Origin of the sequence: Streptomyces sp. NPDC046931 (genome assembly GCF_040644655.1) — a bacterium.
Classification (GTDB): Bacteria; Actinomycetota; Actinomycetes; order Streptomycetales; family Streptomycetaceae; genus Streptomyces.
In genome coordinates this window covers 42,233-60,211 of record NZ_JBEYWX010000017.1, presented here as the reverse complement: position 1 = coordinate 60,211, position 17,979 = coordinate 42,233, and the positions used below count along the sequence as shown (strand labels likewise).

The 17,979-nt window shown below is 71.8% G+C and carries 13 protein-coding genes and 1 riboswitch; of the genes, 9 read left to right on the top strand and 4 right to left on the bottom strand.

Annotation, left to right across the window (positions count from 1 at the left end; all coding sequences use genetic code 11):
- Positions 1–91: 91 nt before the first annotated feature.
- Entirely contained in the window at positions 92–1,042 is a 951-nt protein-coding gene (locus ABZ876_RS26430; RefSeq protein ID WP_361786047.1) for a sucrase ferredoxin, read from the bottom strand.
- Between the two features lie 168 nt (positions 1,043–1,210).
- Positions 1,211–2,467, bottom strand: coding sequence for a citrate synthase (locus tag ABZ876_RS26425; protein WP_361786044.1), 1,257 nt, complete (start codon positions 2,465–2,467; stop codon positions 1,211–1,213).
- 96 nt (positions 2,468–2,563) lie between these two features.
- Here ABZ876_RS26425 and ABZ876_RS26420 point away from each other — a divergent pair, with 96 nt between their 5' ends.
- Together ABZ876_RS26420 and ABZ876_RS26415 are read left to right on the top strand one after the other, a co-directional pair.
- On the top strand, positions 2,564–3,727 hold the full coding sequence (locus ABZ876_RS26420; protein WP_361786041.1) for a citrate synthase/methylcitrate synthase: 1,164 nt from the start codon (positions 2,564–2,566) through the stop codon (positions 3,725–3,727).
- 128 nt (positions 3,728–3,855) lie between these two features.
- Positions 3,856–4,992, top strand: a complete 1,137-nt coding sequence (locus tag ABZ876_RS26415; protein WP_361786038.1) for a GTP-binding protein — start codon at positions 3,856–3,858, stop codon at positions 4,990–4,992.
- A gap of 1 nt (position 4,993) precedes the next feature.
- Here ABZ876_RS26415 and ABZ876_RS26410 read toward each other — a convergent pair whose 3' ends face one another.
- Entirely contained in the window at positions 4,994–7,450 is a 2,457-nt protein-coding gene (locus tag ABZ876_RS26410) for a DNA topoisomerase IV subunit A (RefSeq protein WP_361786035.1), read from the bottom strand.
- Positions 7,451–7,747: 297 nt separating this feature from the next.
- Between ABZ876_RS26410 and ABZ876_RS26405 the strand changes: the two genes are divergently transcribed.
- The 4 genes from ABZ876_RS26405 (at position 7,748) to ABZ876_RS26390 (ending at position 12,590) form a co-directional block, all read left to right on the top strand.
- The gene (locus ABZ876_RS26405) at positions 7,748–9,127 is read left to right on the top strand and encodes a pitrilysin family protein (protein WP_361786032.1); all 1,380 of its coding nucleotides are present in this window, start codon (positions 7,748–7,750) and stop codon (positions 9,125–9,127) included.
- On the top strand, positions 9,124–10,512 hold the full coding sequence (locus ABZ876_RS26400; RefSeq protein ID WP_361786029.1) for a pitrilysin family protein: 1,389 nt from the start codon (positions 9,124–9,126) through the stop codon (positions 10,510–10,512). The genes ABZ876_RS26405 and ABZ876_RS26400 overlap by 4 nt, the downstream gene beginning before the upstream one ends.
- A 235-nt stretch (positions 10,513–10,747) precedes the next feature.
- Positions 10,748–10,927: riboswitch (cyclic di-AMP (ydaO/yuaA leader) on the top strand.
- A 12-nt stretch (positions 10,928–10,939) separates the two neighbouring features.
- Complete coding sequence (locus ABZ876_RS26395) at positions 10,940–11,692, top strand: M23 family metallopeptidase (protein WP_361786026.1); 753 nt, start codon at positions 10,940–10,942, stop codon at positions 11,690–11,692.
- Between the two features lie 199 nt (positions 11,693–11,891).
- Positions 11,892–12,590: a GntR family transcriptional regulator gene (locus ABZ876_RS26390; protein ID WP_361786023.1), complete on the top strand. Its 699-nt coding sequence runs from the start codon at positions 11,892–11,894 to the stop codon at positions 12,588–12,590.
- A gap of 235 nt (positions 12,591–12,825) precedes the next feature.
- Here ABZ876_RS26390 and ABZ876_RS26385 read toward each other — a convergent pair whose 3' ends face one another.
- Positions 12,826–13,107, bottom strand: coding sequence for an HPr family phosphocarrier protein (locus ABZ876_RS26385; protein WP_361786020.1), 282 nt, complete (start codon positions 13,105–13,107; stop codon positions 12,826–12,828).
- 175 nt (positions 13,108–13,282) lie between these two features.
- On the opposite strand from ABZ876_RS26385, the gene ABZ876_RS26380 reads away from it, so the two are divergent.
- Genes ABZ876_RS26380 through ABZ876_RS26370 form a run of 3 tightly spaced genes read left to right on the top strand, consistent with a single transcriptional unit; the run spans position 13,283 to position 17,916 of the window.
- A complete protein-coding gene (locus tag ABZ876_RS26380) occupies positions 13,283–16,087 on the top strand; it encodes a GNAT family N-acetyltransferase (protein WP_361786017.1) in 2,805 nt (934 codons plus the stop codon).
- 51 nt (positions 16,088–16,138) lie between these two features.
- On the top strand, positions 16,139–16,726 hold the full coding sequence (locus tag ABZ876_RS26375; RefSeq protein WP_361786014.1) for a DUF5998 family protein: 588 nt from the start codon (positions 16,139–16,141) through the stop codon (positions 16,724–16,726).
- Positions 16,726–17,916: a nucleotide pyrophosphatase/phosphodiesterase family protein gene (locus tag ABZ876_RS26370; RefSeq protein WP_361786011.1), complete on the top strand. Its 1,191-nt coding sequence runs from the start codon at positions 16,726–16,728 to the stop codon at positions 17,914–17,916. Before ABZ876_RS26375 ends, ABZ876_RS26370 begins: the two co-directional genes overlap by 1 nt.
- Positions 17,917–17,979 lie beyond the last annotated feature (63 nt).

Below are 17,979 nucleotides of genomic sequence, written 5' to 3'. Positions count from 1 at the left end.
TGCCGTGCCGTAGGGGTGTGGCGTGGATCTCCTGTGGGGGCGCGCGTGGGGCCCCGACGGGGGTCCGGGAGCGCCGCGCGGGCCGTGTGTCTCAGCAGTGCGCGGGGTCGGCCACCGCCGCGGAACGCAGCTCCCGTACCGACACCACGTCCATACGCGCCGGCGAACCCAGCGCCGAACCGCAGCTCTCCGCGCGCGGCGGCAGGGAGGCGCCCTGTGCCACGAGCACGCGCCACAGCCGGCCGTCGGTGTGGGCGACGGTGACCTCCCAGCGCGGTGCGGCACCGTCCGTGCGGACGACGGTCAGCGCGTCCGCCGCGTACTCGTGGGCCGATGTGCGCACCGCGAGTTCCGCCGCCTGCGCGGGCCGTTCCCAGGCGGAGCTGCCGCGGCAGCCCTCGACCACGACCCGCCCTTCGCGTACGCCGTGGAGGACCTCCTTGACGTGCGGCGCCTGGGCCCTGCCGTACGCGTAGCCGAACGGGAGGACGAGGAGCGTGGGCGAGAAGCGGTGGCCGCCGAGGTGGGTGACCTCCCAGACACCGTCGACACCGGAGGCCGTCAGCTCGGTCGCGAGCGGGCGGCCGAGAAGGGCGCAGCAGCGGTCCCGTCTGCCGTTGGTGCACACGAGCGCGAGGGGATCGCCTGTGTGGGGCCTGCCCTGGAGTGATGCGTCGAAGGTGGAGGGATCGCCCCCGCCGAGCGCCGTGAGGTCCAGGTCCAGCAACTGTGCCGGCTCGGATGTCGTGGCGGCGTGCAGCCAGGTCTTTCCGGGGACGGTGTGGGCCGCATACACCTGCCGTTCGGAAGCGGTGCCGCAGTCGGCGTGCCGGCCGGGGCGGCGGATGAGCGCGATGCGCACACCGGTGCCCTCCGCGGCCGCCTCCAGGGCACGGCCGAGCCCGGGATCCAGGTGGCTCGAGGTGAGCGCCTTGGGACCCCAGGGCCCGGGCTGCTCCAGGAGCAGCCATGTCCTCGCGGTCGCCGCGGTCCCCGCGAGGGGCTCGTCGAGGTCCCGGGACGCGCTCGTGCACGTACTCACACAGGTGAGCCTAACCTGACTCGCCGCATGGTCACTTCCAGCCCGGCGCAGGGAAACGTGTCGGGGGTGCGGCGCGGCACCCGGGAGGGCGCCGGCGGCGCGGGTCGCGGGCGTATACGCACCCGCCTGCCCGACGGCGCGGTGCGGGCACCGGGCGCCCTTTGGGGCTCAGCGGGGGAGCGGCTGCGGCGGACGCGCTCCCACGTAACGGCCGCTCGGGCGCATACGTAGCGGGCGTTCGTCGTACTCCTCCAGGGTGTGAGCGATCCAGCCCGCCGTACGCGCGACGGCGAAGACCGTCTCGCCCGCCGTGGCGTCCATGCCCGAGGCGACCGTGAGGACGGCCAGTGCCAGGTCGACATTGGCGTGCAGTGGGGTGTGGCGGGCCGTCGTCGAGACGATGTCCCGGGCGGCGGCCAGGGCCGGTTCCGCACCCGGGACGTCCTTCAGGAGGGCGAACAGGGCACGTGCGCGCGGGTCCTCGCCGGGATACAGCCGGTGGCCGAGCCCGGGGATCCGGCGTCCGGCGCGCAGTTCGTCGGCGATCACGGGGGCCGCGGTGCCCCGGTCCAGGACATCCAGCAGCATCCGGTGCGCGAGGCCGCCGGCCGCCCCGTGCAGCGGTCCCTCCAGCACGCCGAGGCCCGCGGAGACGGCGGCGTACGCGTGCGCGCGGGCGGATGCGGCGACACGGACCGCGAGGGTCGAGGCGGCCAGGTCGTGGTCGACGAGCAGCCCCAGCGCCGTGTCCAGCACCCGAAGTGACGCCTCGTCGGGGAGCCGGCCGGTGAGCCGCCCCCACAAGCGCCGGGCGAGCGGACCATCGTCGCGATGGTCGCGCCGCCGCGTCGGGAGGGCGGCGACGAGGGTGGGGATGAGGGTGCGGGCGACGCCGAGGACCGCGTCCGGCGACAGGTCGAAGCGGAGCGGATCCGCGGTGGCCGCCGCGACCGCCGCCACCCGCAGCCGGTCCGTGGGGCCGCTGTGCTCGGGCAGCGCGTTCACCGCGCGGCGCGCGACGGTGACGGCGGTGTCCGGGGCGGTGAAGGTCACTCCGGGCCGCAGCCGTCCGGTCCACAGCCACTCGGCGATCTCCTCGTAGGAGTGGCGCGCGGCCAACTCGGTCGCGTCGACGCCGCGGAAGTAGTAGCGGTCCTTGTCGATCAGCGTGATGCCCGTACGGACCGACAGATCACCGCCGGCGGGTGGACTTCCTCCCGGGTCACGCCTGTTGCGCCGTGCGAGGGCCGCCACCTCCTTGGCGTCGAAGGTGCTGCCGCGGCCTCCCGGCTCGCGCCTGCTGCTGAGCTGGCCGCGGCTCACGTAGGCGTACACGGTCTCGGGTTTCACGCCGAGCAGCTCGGCCGCCTCCCTGGTGGAGAGCCGGGTCCCGTCCTGACCGTAAGCCGCTTCTTGATCCCTCATGGTCGCAACCGTATCCATGGACGATGTATTGATTCAATCAATATTGACAGCCAGTGAATCAATCATGGACAGTCGAGTCAACTACAGGGAGGGCACATGTCGATCAACAGGGCCGCGTCGACCTCCGTCGACCTGCCGCGGGGGCTCGCGGGCGTCGTCGTCACCGACACCGCATTGGGTGACGTCAGGGGGCTCGAGGGGTTCTACCACTACCGCCAGTACTCGGCCGTCGAACTCGCGCGGACCCGCGGCTTCGAGGACGTCTGGCATCTGATGGTCCACGGCGAACTGCCGGACGCGGCACAGGCGTCCGCGTTCGCCGCCCGGACCGCCGCACTGCGCCGCCTGCCCGACGAGGTGCGGGCCGTGCTCCCCGCGGTAGCGGCGGCCGGCGGCCGGTCCGGACCGCTGTCGGGACTTCGCACCGCACTGTCCCTGGTCGGTGCGGCCAAGGGCTTCCGGCCGGTCTACGACATCGACGCGGAGCGCCGCCGTGAGGACACCCTCGCGGCGGCCGCGACCGTCCCCACGCTGCTGACGGCGCTGTACCGGCTGAGCCGGGGCCTGGAGCCGGTCGAGCCGCGGGAGGATCTCCCGCACGCCGCCAACTACCTGTTCATGCTGACCGGTTCGGAACCGGACGAAGCGCGGGCGCGGGCTGTCGAGCAGTACTTGATCTCAACCATCGACCATGGATTCAATGCGTCAACATTCACGGCGCGGGTGATCGCGTCGACCGGCGCGGATGTGGCGGCCGCTCTGACGGGTGCCGTCGGTGCCCTGTCCGGTCCGCTCCACGGCGGTGCGCCGAGCCGGGCCCTCGACGCCCTCGACGCGATCGGCACACCGGACCGTATCGACTCCTGGATCCGCGAACGCGTTCTCGCCGGCGACCGCATCATGGGCTTCGGCCACCCCGTCTACCGCACCGAGGACCCGCGTTCGCGGATGCTGCGGGGCATCGCGGAGCAGTTGGGCGGCCCGCTCGTCGACTTCGCGATCGAGGCCGAGCGCCGTGTGGAGGCCCTCCTGGCCGAACTGAAGCCCGGCCGCGAACTGCACACCAACGTCGAGTTCTACGCGGGCGTGGTCATGGAACTCTGCGGTCTCCCGCGTGAGATGTTCACCCCGACCTTCGCCACGGCGCGCGTGGTCGGCTGGAGCGCCCACATTCTGGAGCAGGCGGAAGACCCGAAGATCATCCGTCCGGCCGCCCGGTATGTGGGCGCCGTCCCACCGGTGGCCGTACCGGCTGCCTGACCTCCGCCTAGGCCCGGCCCACGCGGCCCCGCGGGCGCCGCTGACCGGCGGTCACCTCGCGGGGCCGCCCCTCGTATCCTGGGGCGGCATTTTTCGCGCCTGGACGTCGTACGAGAAGGGGCAGCACCGTGAGTCGGTCGTCGGGTCCGCAGCAGATTCCGGTCGTGGTCCTCGCCGGATTCCTGGGTTCGGGCAAGACCACCTTGCTCAACCACCTCCTCCACCACAGCGGAGGCAGCCGCATCGGCGCCATCGTCAACGACTTCGGGGCCATCGAGATCGATGCGATGGCGGTCGCCGGTGCGCTCGGGGACTCCACGGTCTCCCTCGGCAACGGATGCCTGTGCTGCGCCGTCGACGCAAGTGCGCTCGACGAGTATCTCGACCGGCTCGCCCACCCCTCCGCCGGCATCGACGTCATCGTGATCGAGGCCAGCGGGCTCGCCGAACCTCAGGAACTCGTCCGCATGGTCCTCGCCAGCGAGCAGCCGCGCGTGGTCTACGGCGGACTCGTGGAGGTCGTCGACGCGGTCGAGTTCGACGCCATCCGCGAGAGGCATCCCGAAGTCGACCGGCATCTCGCCCTCGCCGACCTCGTCGTCGTCAACAAGACCGACCGGGCCGACGACGGCGAACGGGTCCTTCGGCTCGTGCGGGCGCTCACCGACGGGGCCGCGGTCCTCCCGGCCGTCTACGGGCGCATCGACCCCGGATTCCTGTTCGACTGCCGGCCGGCCGAGGAGCGGATCGGGCAGCTGTCCTTCGACGACCTCCACCGGCACCACGACCACGAGCACGACGGCCCGCACCACGCCCATCTGCACACGGCCTACGACGCCCTCTCCTTCGCTTCCGACGTGCCCATGAACCCCAGGCGCCTGCTGGACTTCCTGGACACGAGGCCCGAGGGGCTCTACCGGATCAAGGGATATGTCGACTTCGGCGCCGCCGACCGGCGCAACCGGTACGCCGTGCACGCCGTCGGCCGGTTCCTGCGTTTCCACCCGGAGCCGTGGAGCGCGGACGACGAGCGGCTCACCCAGCTCGTCCTCATCGGGTCCGGCATCGACACCGCCGCCCTCCGCGAGGAACTCCAGGCGTGCGCGGAAGACACCCCACACACCGACGAGCGCGGCATGTGGGGCGTCCTTCGCTACGTCCAGGACCACGACAGCGAGACAACCGAGGTCCCCGAGCTCCCCGAGGCACCCGGGGTCAGCGATCCCTTCGCCGACCCCGCCCACCTCGATGACCTCGCGGGCTGACCTACACCGGTCCGGCCACCACCGAGACCGTCTTGGGCAGCGACACACCCGAACCGTCACGTCGCGGGTCGATCTCGGGCAGCTCGGCCGGCATGCCGTTCTTCTGCGCGGCCCGGGCCGGCATCGCGCCCGCCCACCCCAGTGACAGGCAGTCCTCGCCCTTGAGGAACCGCTGGCAGCGGACACCGCCCGTGGCCCGGCCCTTGCGCGGGAACTGGTCGAACGGGGTCAGTTTGGCGGTGGTCTGCACCGAGTCGTCGAGCGTGCCGCGCGAGCCCGCGACGGTGAAGACCACCGCGTCGACCGCCGGGTCCACCGCCGTGAAGGAGATGACCTTCGCGCCGTCCGCGAGCTTGATGCCCGCCATGCCTCCCGCCGGACGGCCCTGCGGACGCACCTGGGACGCCGGGTAGCGAAGCAGCTGCGCGTCGTCCGTGATGAAGACCAGGTCCTCCTCGCCGGTGCGCAGCTCGATCGCGCCGACGATCCGGTCACCCTCCTTCAGGGTGATGACCTCCAGCTCTTCCCTGTTCGCCGGGTAGTCGGGGACCACACGCTTGACGACGCCCTGCTCCGTACCGAGCGCGAGGCCCGGGGAGGACTCGTCCAGTGTCGACAGGCAGACCACCGTCTCGTCCGCCTCCAGGGAGACGAACTCCGACACCGGAGCGCCCCCGGAGAGGCTCGGTCGTGCCGCCGTCTCCGGCAGCCGCGGCAGGTCGATCACGCTCACCCGCAGCAGCCGTCCGGCGGACGTCACCGCGCCCACCTCGCCGCGGGCCGTCGCCGGGACCGCGGAGACGATCACGTCGTGCTTCGCGCGCTTGCCCTCGGTGTCCTCCTCGAACGGGTCGCCGTTCGCCGTGCGCGCCAGCAGGCCCGTGGACGACATCAGCACCCGGCACGGGGCGTCCTCGACCTGCAACGGGACCGTCGGGGCCGGGGCCCCGGAGGACTCCAGCAGTACCGTGCGCCGCTCCGTGCCGAACTTCTTGGCGACCGCGGCCAGTTCGGCCGAGACCAGCTTGCGCAGCTCCGCGTCCGAGTCCAGGATCCGGGTCAGCTCCGCGATCTCGGCGTTGAGCCGCTCCTTCTCCGTCTCCAGTTCGATGCGGTCGTACTTGGTCAGACGGCGCAGCGGGGTGTCGAGGATGTACTGCGTCTGGATGTCGCTCAGCGAGAAGCGCTCGATCAGGCGCTGCTTGGCCTGTGCGGAGTTCTCGCTGGAGCGGATCAGGCGGATGACCTCGTCGATGTCCACCAGCGCCGTGAGCAGGCCCTCCACCAGATGGAGGCGGTCGCGCTTCTTTCCGCGGCGGAACTCCGAGCGGCGGCGGACGACCTCGAAACGGTGGTCGAGGTAGACCTCCAGCAGCTCCTTGAGGCCCAGGGTGAGCGGCTGCCCGTCGACGAGCGCCACGTTGTTGATGCCGAAGGACTCCTCCATGGGCGTCAGCTTGTAGAGCTGCTCCAGGACCGCCTCCGGCACGAAGCCGTTCTTGATCTCGATGACCAGACGCAGACCGTGCTCGCGGTCGGTGAGGTCCTTGACGTCGGCGATGCCCTGGAGCTTCTTCGAGCCGACCAGGTCCTTGATCTTGGCGATCACCTTCTCCGGGCCGACCGTGAAGGGCAGCTCCGTGACGACGAGGCCCTTGCGGCGCGCGGTCACGTCCTCCACCGAGACCGTGGCGCGGATCTTGAAGGTGCCGCGGCCCGTCTCGTACGCGTCCCGGATGCCCGACAGACCGACGATCCGGCCGCCGGTCGGCAGGTCCGGTCCCGGGACGTGCTTCATCAGCGTGTCCAGGTCCGCGTTCGGGTGGCGGATCAGATGGCGGGCGGCCGCGATGACCTCGCCCAGGTTGTGCGGCGGCATGTTCGTGGCCATGCCGACCGCGATGCCCGACGAGCCGTTCACCAGCAGGTTCGGGAAGGCGGCCGGAAGCGCCACCGGCTCCTGCTCCTGGCCGTCGTAGTTGGGTGCGAAGTCGACCGTGTCCTCGTCGATGGACTCGGTCATGAGGCTCGTCGCCTCGGCCATGCGGCACTCGGTGTACCGCATGGCGGCCGGCGGGTCGTCGTTGCCCAGCGAGCCGAAGTTGCCGTGGCCGTCGACCAGGGGGACACGCATCGAGAAGGGCTGGGCCATGCGCACCAGGGCGTCGTAGATCGACGCGTCGCCGTGCGGGTGCAGCTTGCCCATGACCTCGCCGACGACGCGGGCGCACTTCACATAGCCGCGCTCGGGGCGCAGGCCCATCTCGTTCATCTGGTAGACGATCCGCCGGTGCACCGGCTTCAGGCCGTCGCGGGCGTCCGGCAGGGCCCTGGAGTAGATGACCGAGTAGGCGTACTCGAGGAAGGAGCCCTGCATCTCGTCGACGACGTCGATGTCGAGGATCCTCTCCTCGTACGGATCGTCGGGCGGCGGGGTCTTCGTGCTGCGGCGGGCCATTGCTGCCGGCTCCTTCACAGTCTGTGCTGGGCATGACGGATGTCTGACGCCGACCATTGTGGACCGCCGCACCGACAACGCGGACCAGGACCCGTCCCCTCGAGGTCCCGGCCCGGGGACGGGCATGCTTCCGCGCCGTCAACACCGTAAGGTGTCCGCCACCCCCCGTAATCACGGTCTCGCTCTCGGCGTACGCAGCCCGGGAACTTGGCCACCGGTCCGCACGCTTGCATACAGTGACAGGACCGGCGGGAAACCGCTGTTTCCGCGACAGCTTTCGCGATCGAAGGGACGTACATGCCCATGGGTCACACGGCCACAGCCGAGGCAGGCTCCGGGGGCCTGACAGCGACCGAGCACCGCCTGGCCAACGGTTTGCGCGTGGTGCTCTCCGAGGACCACCTGACCCCGGTCGCGGCGGTGTGCCTCTGGTACGACGTCGGATCGCGTCACGAGGTCCACGGCCGCACCGGCCTCGCCCACCTCTTCGAGCACCTGATGTTCCAGGGTTCGGGGCAGGTGAAGGGCAACGGCCACTTCGAACTGGTGCAGGGCGCGGGCGGCTCGCTGAACGGCACCACGAGCTTCGAGCGCACGAACTACTTCGAGACCATGCCGGCCCACCAGTTGGAGCTCGCCCTCTGGCTGGAGGCCGACCGCATGGGTTCGCTGCTCGCCGCCCTCGACGACGAGTCCATGGAGAACCAGCGGGACGTCGTGAAGAACGAGCGCCGCCAGCGCTACGACAATGTTCCGTACGGCACCGCGTTCGAGAAACTGACCGCGCTCGCCTACCCGGAGGGCCACCCCTACCACCACACGCCCATCGGCTCGATGGCGGACCTGGACGCGGCCACCCTGGAGGACGCGCGCGCCTTCTTCCGCACGTACTACGCGCCCAACAACGCCGTTCTGTCGGTCGTCGGCGACATCGACCCGCAGCAGACCCTCGCCTGGATCGAGAAGTACTTCGGGTCGATTCCCTCCCACGACGGCAAGCCCGAGCCGCGCGACGGCTCGCTGCCCGACGTCATCGGCGAGCAGCTGCGCGAGGTCGTCGAGGAGGAGGTCCCGGCGCGCGCCCTGATGGGCGCCTACCGGCTGCCGCACGACGGCACGCGCGCGTGCGACGCGGCGGATCTGGCCCTCACCATCCTCGGCGGCGGCGAGTCCTCCCGTCTCTACAACCGGCTCGTACGGCGTGACCGCACCGCCGTCGCCGCCGGCTTCGGCCTGCTCCGGCTCGCCGGGGCGCCCTCGCTGGGCTGGCTGGATGTGAAGACCTCCGGCGACGTCGAGGTGCCCGTCATCGAGTCCGCCATCGACGAGGAGCTCGCCCGGTTCGCCGAGGAGGGCCCCACGACCGAGGAAATGGAGCGTGCCCAGGCCCAGTTGGAGCGTGAGTGGCTCGACCGGCTCGGCACGGTCGCCGGCCGCGCCGACGAACTGTGCCGGTACGCCGTGCTGTTCGGCGACCCGCAGCTCGCCCTGACCGCCGTGCGACGGGTGCTCGCCGTCACCGCCGAGGAGGTGCGGGAGGTCGCGAAGGCCCGCCTGCGCCCCGACAACCGCGCGGTGCTCGTGTACGAGCCGGTCGCGGCCGGGGCCGAGACCACGGAAGCCGCCGAGAACACCGGCGCCGAAGGCACCAGCAACGACGAGGAGTCGGCGAAGTGACCGAGCTCGCGACCATGGACTTCCACCCGCAGCCCCAGCCCGGCACGGCCCGGCCCTGGGCGTTCCCCGAGCCCGAACGCGGCGCGCTGGACAACGGTCTGACGGTGCTGCGCTGCCACCGCCCCGGCCAGCAGGTCGTCGCCGTCGAGGTGCTCCTCGACGCGCCCCTGGACGCTGAGCCGGCCGGCCTCGACGGCGTCGCCACGATCATGGCGCGCGCCTTCTCCGAAGGCACCGACAAGCACTCGGCCGAGGAGTTCGCCGCCGAGCTGGAGCGCTGCGGCGCCACCCTCGACCAGCATGCCGACCACCCCGGTGTGCGCCTGTCCCTCGAAGTGCCGGTCTCCCGCCTTCCGAAGGCGCTCGGACTGCTCGCCGACGCCCTGAGGTCACCGGCGTTCGACGACAGCGAGGTCGAGCGCCTGGTGCGCAACCGCCTCGACGAGATCCCGCACGAGACCGCCAACCCGGCCCGCCGCGCCGCCAAGGAGCTCTCCAAGCAGCTGTTCCCGGCGTCCTCGCGGATGTCGCGCCCGCGCCAGGGCACCGAGGAGACGGTCGCGGCCATCGACTCCGCGGCGGTCCGCGCCTTCTACGAGCGGCATGTGCGGCCCTCGACCGCCGCCGCCGTCGTGGTCGGCGACCTCACCGGCGTCGACCTCGACGCGCTCCTCGGCGAGACGCTCGGGGCCTGGACGGCGGCGCCCGCCAAGCCGCGTCCCGCGCCCCCGGTGACCGCGGACGACAGCGGCCGCGTGGTCATCGTCGACCGCCCCGGCGCGGTCCAGACGCAGCTGCTCATCGGCCGCGTCGGCGCCGACCGCCACGACCGGGTGTGGCCCGCACAGGTGCTCGGTACGTACTGCCTCGGCGGCACCCTCACCTCCCGCCTGGACCGCGTCCTGCGCGAGGAGAAGGGCTACACCTACGGTGTGCGGGCGTTCGGCCAGGTGCTGCGTTCCGTGCCCGACGGCACCGGCGCCGCGATGCTGGCCATCAGCGGTTCCGTCGACACGCCGAACACCGGCCCCGCGCTCGACGACCTCTGGAAGGTGCTGCGCACCCTCGCCGCCGAGGGATTGACGGACGCCGAGCGAGACGTCGCCGTGCAGAACCTGGTGGGTGTGGCACCGCTCAAGTTCGAGACCGCGGCGGCCGTCGCGAGCACGCTCGCCGACCAGGTCGAACAGCACCTGCCGGACGACTACCAGTCGACGCTGTATCAGAAGCTCGCCGAGACGGGCACGGTCGAGGCCACGGCCGCGGTCGTGAACGCCTTCCCCGTGGACCGTCTGGTGACCATCCTGGTGGGCGACGCCGCGCAGATCGAGGAGCCCGTCAAGGCGCTCGGCATCGGTGAAGTCCGCGTCGTACGGGCGGAGTAGAGACGCCTCGTACGCGTCCGGGACGGCGACGTTCCGAAGGGGCCCTGGTGACGTCTTGCGTCACCAGGGCCCGCTCGTTCGGGCTCACTCGTGAGTTTGTCCGTATTGCCACAGAGACCGCCCCTCTGCCCTGTGGGATGCGCTACAAACCCCCTGATCGGTTTGCCGACCCGAAGAGAGCGCTTCTAGCGTCTGTCGGGCTGTCCGTCAGGCAGTGCGCCGCACCCGCGGCACCGGACAGCCATCGCCGAGTCCCCGTACGGCGCGAGCCAGGGGAGCCGGGGACCCACCTTGCCCTCGCGCCTTCGCGGCTGGGGGCTCATGCAGTCCCTGGGGTGAATCGGGCGTCAGCCCGTAGGAGACCTTCCTGCTCCGAACCCGTCAGCTAACCCGGTAGGCGAGAGGGAAGGAAAGGACCAGCCACTTCATGGCGTTCACCTGCGCCACCGGGAAGCACCGCCGTCCGAGCCGCATGCGGCGTACGACCACGAACGCCATGGGCGTCGCGGCGCTCAGCACCACCGGCGTCATCGGCACCCTCGCCGCCCCGGCCTTCGCCGCCGGGCAGCCCGTCCAGGAGACCGGACTGATCCGGGCCCTCGCCCTCGGCGACTCGGTCGCGGAGAAGATCGACGCCCAGGCAGCCGCCCAGAAGCAGGCCGCCGAGCAGAAGAAGGCCGCGGAGGCGGCGCGCAGGCAGGCCGCGGAGAAGGCGCGCAAGGAACGTGAGGCCAAGGAGCGCGCGGCCCGTGAGGCCGAGCGCGAGCGTCTCAACGCGTATGTGACGCCTGTCTTCCACTCCTACGTCTCCACCGGCTACAAGTCCGGCGGCTCCCTGTGGTCCTCCGGCACCCACACCGGCATCGACTTCCACGCCGCCACGGGCACGCCCGTGCACGCCGTGGGCTCGGGCACCGTCGTCGAGATCGGCTGGGGCGGCGCGTACGGCAACCAGATCGTCATCAAGATGAACGACGGCACGTACACGCAGTACGGTCATCTGTCGTCCATCGGTGTCTCCGTGGGCCAGAGCGTCACTCCCGGCCGGCAGATCGGTCTGTCCGGGGCCACCGGCAACACCACCGGTCCCCACCTCCACTTCGAGGCGCGCACGAGCCAGGAGTACGGCTCCGACATCGACCCCGTCGCCTATCTCAGGTCGCACGGCGTGAACGTCTGACGGCCGGCCGCCGTGCGGCGCGCCCGGATGTGATGGCCCCGGCTCACCGGCCGGGGCCATCATTGTTTCGAACTGTTGTCTGTCCAAAAAATATCCATGGAATCCGGTCTGCCGTCGGAAATTCGGCCCCGCTGCAATAGAGTCGACGGAACACACGTCAACCGTCGACGTTTCACGGGGTTTAAGGCGGAGGTCGGTCATGCGTATTCCGGCGCACTCGGTATGCACGGCGATCCGTGATGACATCGTCGCGGGTGTCTACGAGCGCGGCGGCCGGCTCACCGAGGAGCTCCTGGCCCGCCGCTACGGCGTCTCCCGTGTCCCCGTGCGCGAGGCCCTGCGGACCCTGGAGGCCGAGGGCTTCGTCGTCACCCGCAGACACGCGGGCGCGTGTGTCGCGGAGCCCACCGATCAGGAGGCCGCCGACCTGCTGGAGATGCGCATGCTGCTGGAGCCGCTGGGGGCCGCTCGGGCCGCCCAGCGCCGCACCGCGGCCCATCTCAAGGTGCTGCGCGGCCTGGTCAGGCTGGGCCAGGAGCGCGCCAGGAGGGGCACCGGCGAGGATCTGCGCTCTCTGGGCGGATGGTTTCACGAGACGCTGGCCCAGTCCTGTGGGAGCCCCGCGCTCACCTCGACGCTCGGCCAGCTGCGGCACAAGATCGCCTGGATGTACACGGTCGAGGTGCCGGCCAACCCCGTGGAGTCGTGGGCCGAGCACGGCGGCATCGTGGACGCCGTCGCACGCGGGGACAGTGAGCGGGCGCGCGCCCTCACGGCGCTGCACGCCGAGCGCGCGACGGCCGCGCACCGGCTGCGCTTCCCCGGCGCGGGGGGCGACCGCGCGGAACGTGTGAGGACTTCGCAACATGCCGTAAACGTGTCGGGGGTCCGGCATTAACACGGACGCCGTATACAAAGAGGGATATTCGGCGGGGTCTATTTCCGCTGTCCTCGTTCTCATGCGCACGACCAAATCGGCGTGCGTGATTCCGGCGTGCCGCGCTTAATTCTCGCGACGGTGCCGCATTTCTCGTACGGCCGGGCCGAGGCGCAATTCGGTGGTGCCCGAAGACGGCGGAAGCCGCGTCCGACCCGAGGGCGGCGCGGCTTCCATGACCGTGGTGTGCGAAGGGTCAGACCGTCTCGGGAAGCTCCTCGAGCCCCTCGGCGACCAGCTTGGCCAGGCGGTCCAGCGCGGCATCCGCACCTTCCGCGTCCGAGGCCAGGACAACCTCCTCGCCGCCCTGGGCGCCCAGGCTGAGAACCGCCAGCATGGAGGCGGCGTTGACGGGGTTGCCGCCGGCCTTGGTGATGGTCACGGGGATCCCGGAGGCCGTGGCTGCCCGGACGAAGATGGAGGCGGGGCGGGCGTGGAGGCCCTCGGCCCAGCCGACGTTGACGCGGCGCTCAGCCATGTGTTGCTGCCCTTCAGGAGTTCAGGGTTGTCTAGACCAGTTTTCCATATGATGAAGCGTTCCCGGACCGGGCGGAAGCCCCCTCCCCGGGCGGGTCCGCATGTTGGACGGCGCCCGCTCGGTTCCCCCAGCCTGCCTCGCGCTGTTGTCGGACGCGAGCCGTACTCTGGGGCCCATGCAGACCGCGTCGGACCGGTACGAGTATCCCGCCCACTGGGAGGCCGACGTGGTGCTGCGCGACGGCGGCACCGCGCGCATCAGACCCATCACCGCCGGCGACGCCGAGCGCCTCGTCAGCTTCTACGAGCAGGTCTCGGACGAGTCGAAGTACTACCGCTTCTTCGCTCCGTACCCCCGGCTGTCCGCCAGGGACGTCCACCGCTTCACGCACCACGACTTCGTGGACCGGGTGGGACTCGCGGCCACGATCGGCGGCGAGTTCATCGCCACCGTCCGCTACGACCGCATCGGGGCCGACGGCAGGGCCGCCTCCGCGCCGGCCGACGAGGCCGAGGTGGCCTTCCTCGTGCAGGACGCGCACCAGGGACGCGGGGTCGCGTCCGCCCTCCTCGAACACATCGCGGCGGTCGCCAGGGAGCGTGGCATCCGCCGGTTCGCCGCCGAGGTGCTGCCCGCCAACACCAGGATGATCAAGGTGTTCACCGACGCGGGGTATCAGCAGAAGCGCAGCTTCGAGGACGGTGTCGTACACCTGGAGTTCGGCCTGGAGCCCACCGACCGGTCGCTGGCCGTGCAGCGGGCGCGGGAGCAGCGGGCCGAGGCGCGATCGGTGCAGCGACTGCTCGCGCCCGGCTCGGTCGCCGTGATCGGGGTGGGCCGCACACCCGGGGGAGTGGGCCGCAGCCTCCTCGGCAACCTCAAGGACGGCGGCTACACCGGCCACCTGTACGCGGTGAACAAGGCCTTCGAGGCCGACCCGATGGAACTCGACGGGGTGCCCGCCCACCGCTCCGTCCGCGAGATCCCCGAGCCGGTGGACCTCGCGGTCGTCGCCGTCCCCGCGGAGCACGTCCCCGAGGTCGTCGCCGAGTGCGGCGAGCACGGGGTGCAGGGGCTCGTGGTGATCTCCGCGGGATACGCCGAGAGCGGGCCGGAGGGACGGGAGCGCCAGCGGGAGCTGGTGCGGCAGGCCCGGTCGTACGGGATGCGGATCATCGGGCCCAACGCCTTCGGGATCATCAACACCTCGCCGGACGTCCGGCTCAACGCCTCCCTCGCGCCCGAGATGCCGCGCACCGGGCGCATAGGGCTGTTCGCCCAGTCCGGCGCCATCGGCATCGCACTGCTCTCCCGGCTGCACCGCCGCGGCGGAGGCGTCACCGGGGTGACCGGCGTGTCGACGTTCGTCTCCTCCGGAAACCGGTCGGACGTCTCGGGCAACGACGTCCTCCAGTACTGGTACGAGGACGCGGACACCGACGTCGCCCTGATGTACCTGGAAACCATCGGCAGCCCGCGCAAGTTCAACCGGCTCGCACGGCGCACGGCGGCGGCCAAGCCCCTGGTCGTGGTGCAGGGCGCGCGGCACGGAAGCGCCCCCCAGGGCCATGCCGTACGGGCCACGCGCCTGCCGCACGCCACGGTCTCCGCGCTGCTGCGGCAGGCCGGGGTGATCCGGGTGGACACGATCACGGAACTGGTGGACGCGGGGCTGCTGCTGGCCCGCCAGCCGCTGCCCGCCGGGCCCCGGGTGGCGATCCTCGGCAACTCCGAGTCGCTGGGCCTGCTGACCTACGACGCGTGCCTGACGGAAGGGCTGCGCCCGTTGCCGCCGCTCGACCTGACGACGGAGGCGTCGGCCGAGGACTTCCGCGGGGCGCTGACCACGGCGCTGGCCGGCGACGCCTGCGATGCCGTCGTCGTGACGGCCATACCGGCGGTGGGGGAGACCTCGGCCGGGGACGCCGCCCTGGCGGAGGCCCTCCGTTCGGCCGCCGCGGCTGCCCCCGCCAAGCCGGTGCTCGTGGTCCACGTCGAGCTGGGCGGGCTCGCCGAGGCTCTGTCCGCCGCGGCCAGCACCTCGCCCCAGGCCCAGCGCACCGACCCCCCACGCCCGGCGGAACGGCCGCCGGCCACGGTTCAGGCCCCGGCCGATGCCCGCCTGATCCCCGCCTACCCCGCCGCGGAACGCGCCGTCCGGGCTCTGGCCCAGGCGGTCAGATACGCCCAGTGGCGACGGGACGCCGCCGACCCCGGCAAGGTGCCCGAGTACGACGACATCGACGAGAAGGGCGCCGCCGCGCTGATCGCGAGGCTGCTCGCCGAGGGCCAGGGCCTCACGCTCGGCACGGACGAGACCTGCGACCTGCTCGCGCGCTACGGCATCCATGTCCGCAGGGCCCTTCCCGCGCCCACCCCCGAGGCCGCCGCCCGGGCCGCCCGCGCGATCGGCTACCCGGTCGCTCTCAAGGCCACCGCACCCAATCTGCGGCACCGCGCCGACCTGGGCGGGGTACGCCTCGACCTGGCCGACGAGGAGCAACTGCTGCGCGCGTACACCGAGTTGACCGAGCTGTTCGGAAAGCCCGAAGAGCTGCGGCCGGTCGTGCAGGGCATGGCGCCACGCGGCGTGGACACGCTCATACGCGCCGTGATCGACCCGGCGGCCGGGGCCGTGCTCTCGTTCGGCCTCGCGGGGGCCGCCTCGCAACTGCTCGGCGACATGGCGCACCGTTTGATTCCGGTCACCGACCGCGACGCAACCTCCCTGGTCCGAGCGATCCGGACTGCCCCGCTCCTGTTCGGCTGGCGGGGCTCCGCACCCGTCGACACGCCTGCCCTCGAACAGCTGATGTTGCGCGTGTCACGCCTGGTCGACGACCATCCGGAGGTCGTCGCCGTCACCCTGGAGCCCGTCGTCGTCGCCCCCCGCGGTCTGAGCGTGCTCGGCGCCACCGTGCGGCTCGCCCCGCCGCCCGCCCGCGGCGACCTCGGCCCGAGGAGGCTGCCGCCGTACTGAGCGGGGACAAGCGGTGCCTCGCAGTCAGCGGGCCCCCGTAGGATGGACGCCATGGCCAAGACCAGTACGACGACCCAGGGGCTGCGCACGGCGATCGAGCGCAGCGGCTACTACCCGGCTCTCGTGGCCGAAGCGGTGGAAACCGCGGTGGGCGGCGAGCCCATCCGGTCGTACCTGGTCCACCAGGAGACCACGTTCGACGCGAACGAGGTGCGTCGCCACGTGACCGTGCTGGTCCTCACGGGCACCCGTTTCATCGTCAGCCACACCGACGAACAGGCCGCGGACGACACCTCCCCGACGCCGTACGCCACCACGTCGACGGAGTCGGTGAAGCTCGGCCGGATCTCGTCGGTCGTCGTCAGCCGCGTCGTCGCCAACCCGGAGTCCTACACTCCGGGCACCCTGCCCCGCGAGGTCGTCCTGACCATCGGCTGGGGCGCCGTCTCCCGCATCGACCTGGAGCCCGCCGCCTGCGGCGACCCCAACTGCGAGGCGGACCACGGTTACACGGGCAGCTCGACGGCGGACGACCTCAGCCTGCGCGTCAGCGAGGCCGGGGACGGCCCGGAGACGGTGCGCCAGGCGCTCGCCTTCGCGCAGTCCCTCTCCGAGGCGACCGCGGATCTGACCCGCTGATGGCGCTGCCCACCTGGGAGGACCACCCGGAGCCGCTCGCCGCCGGGTCCGCGCCCCTGCCCCAGTACGGATCCGGTTCCCTCGCCGACCTCCTGCCCACCCTGGCCGCGGGCATGGGCGTGCCGGGCCAGACCCCCGCGATCACGGAACTGGCCGCCGCGGACCGCAACTGCGTCTTCCTGATCGACGGTCTCGGCTGGCAGCAGCTGAAGGCGCACCCCGACGAGGCGCCCTTCCTCACCTCGCTGCTGGCGTCCTCCCGCGGCGGCACCGGCCGCCCCCTCACCGCGGGCTACCCGGCGACCACCGCGACCTCGCTCGCCTCGGTCGGCACCGGTCTGCCACCAGGCGCGCACGGCCTGCCCGGATACACGGTCCGCAACCCGGCGACCGGCGAGCTGATGAACCAGCTTCGCTGGCAGCCCTGGACCGACCCGCAGGCCTGGCAGCCCTACCCGACCGTCTTCCAGCTCGCCGACGCGGCCGGTGTGCACACCGCGCAGGTGACCTCCCCGACCTTCGAGCACACTCCCCTCACCAAGGTCGCGCTCAGCGGCGGCACCTTCCACGGCCGGCTGACCGGCGAAGAGCGCATGGACCTGGCGGCCGGGCAATTGGCCGCCGGCGACCGCTCCTTGGTGTACACGTACTACGCCGAGCTCGACGGGGCCGGCCATCGCTACGGCGTCGACTCGGACACCTGGCGCGGCCAGCTCATGTACGTCGACCGGCTCGCCCAGCGCCTGGCGGAACAGCTGCCTCCGCGCGCCGCGCTGTATGTCACCGCCGACCACGGCATGCTCGACATCCCGTTCGACGAGCGGCACCGCATCGACTTCGACGAGGACTGGGAGCTGCGCGCCGGAGTCGCCCTGCTGGGCGGCGAAGGACGCGCCCGGCACGTCTACGCCCTGCCCGGCGCCCAGAACGACGTCCTGACCTGCTGGCGCGAGGTGCTCGGCGAGCAGTTCTGGGTCGCCTCGAGGGACGAGGCGATCGCGGCCGGCTGGTTCGGCCCCCACATCGACGAACGGGTGTACGCGCGCATCGGTGACGTGGTCGCGGCCGCCCACGACGACGTACTCCTCATCGCGTCGGAGCGGGAGCCGAAGGAGTCGTCGATGGTCGGCAACCACGGCTCGATGACGGCCGTGGAACAGCTGGTACCGCTGCTCGAAGTCCGCACCTGAGCGCGGGCCGCACACCCGCGCCGCCGCCCTCCCGGTGTCCCCGCCCTGACCCCGCCCTCCCTC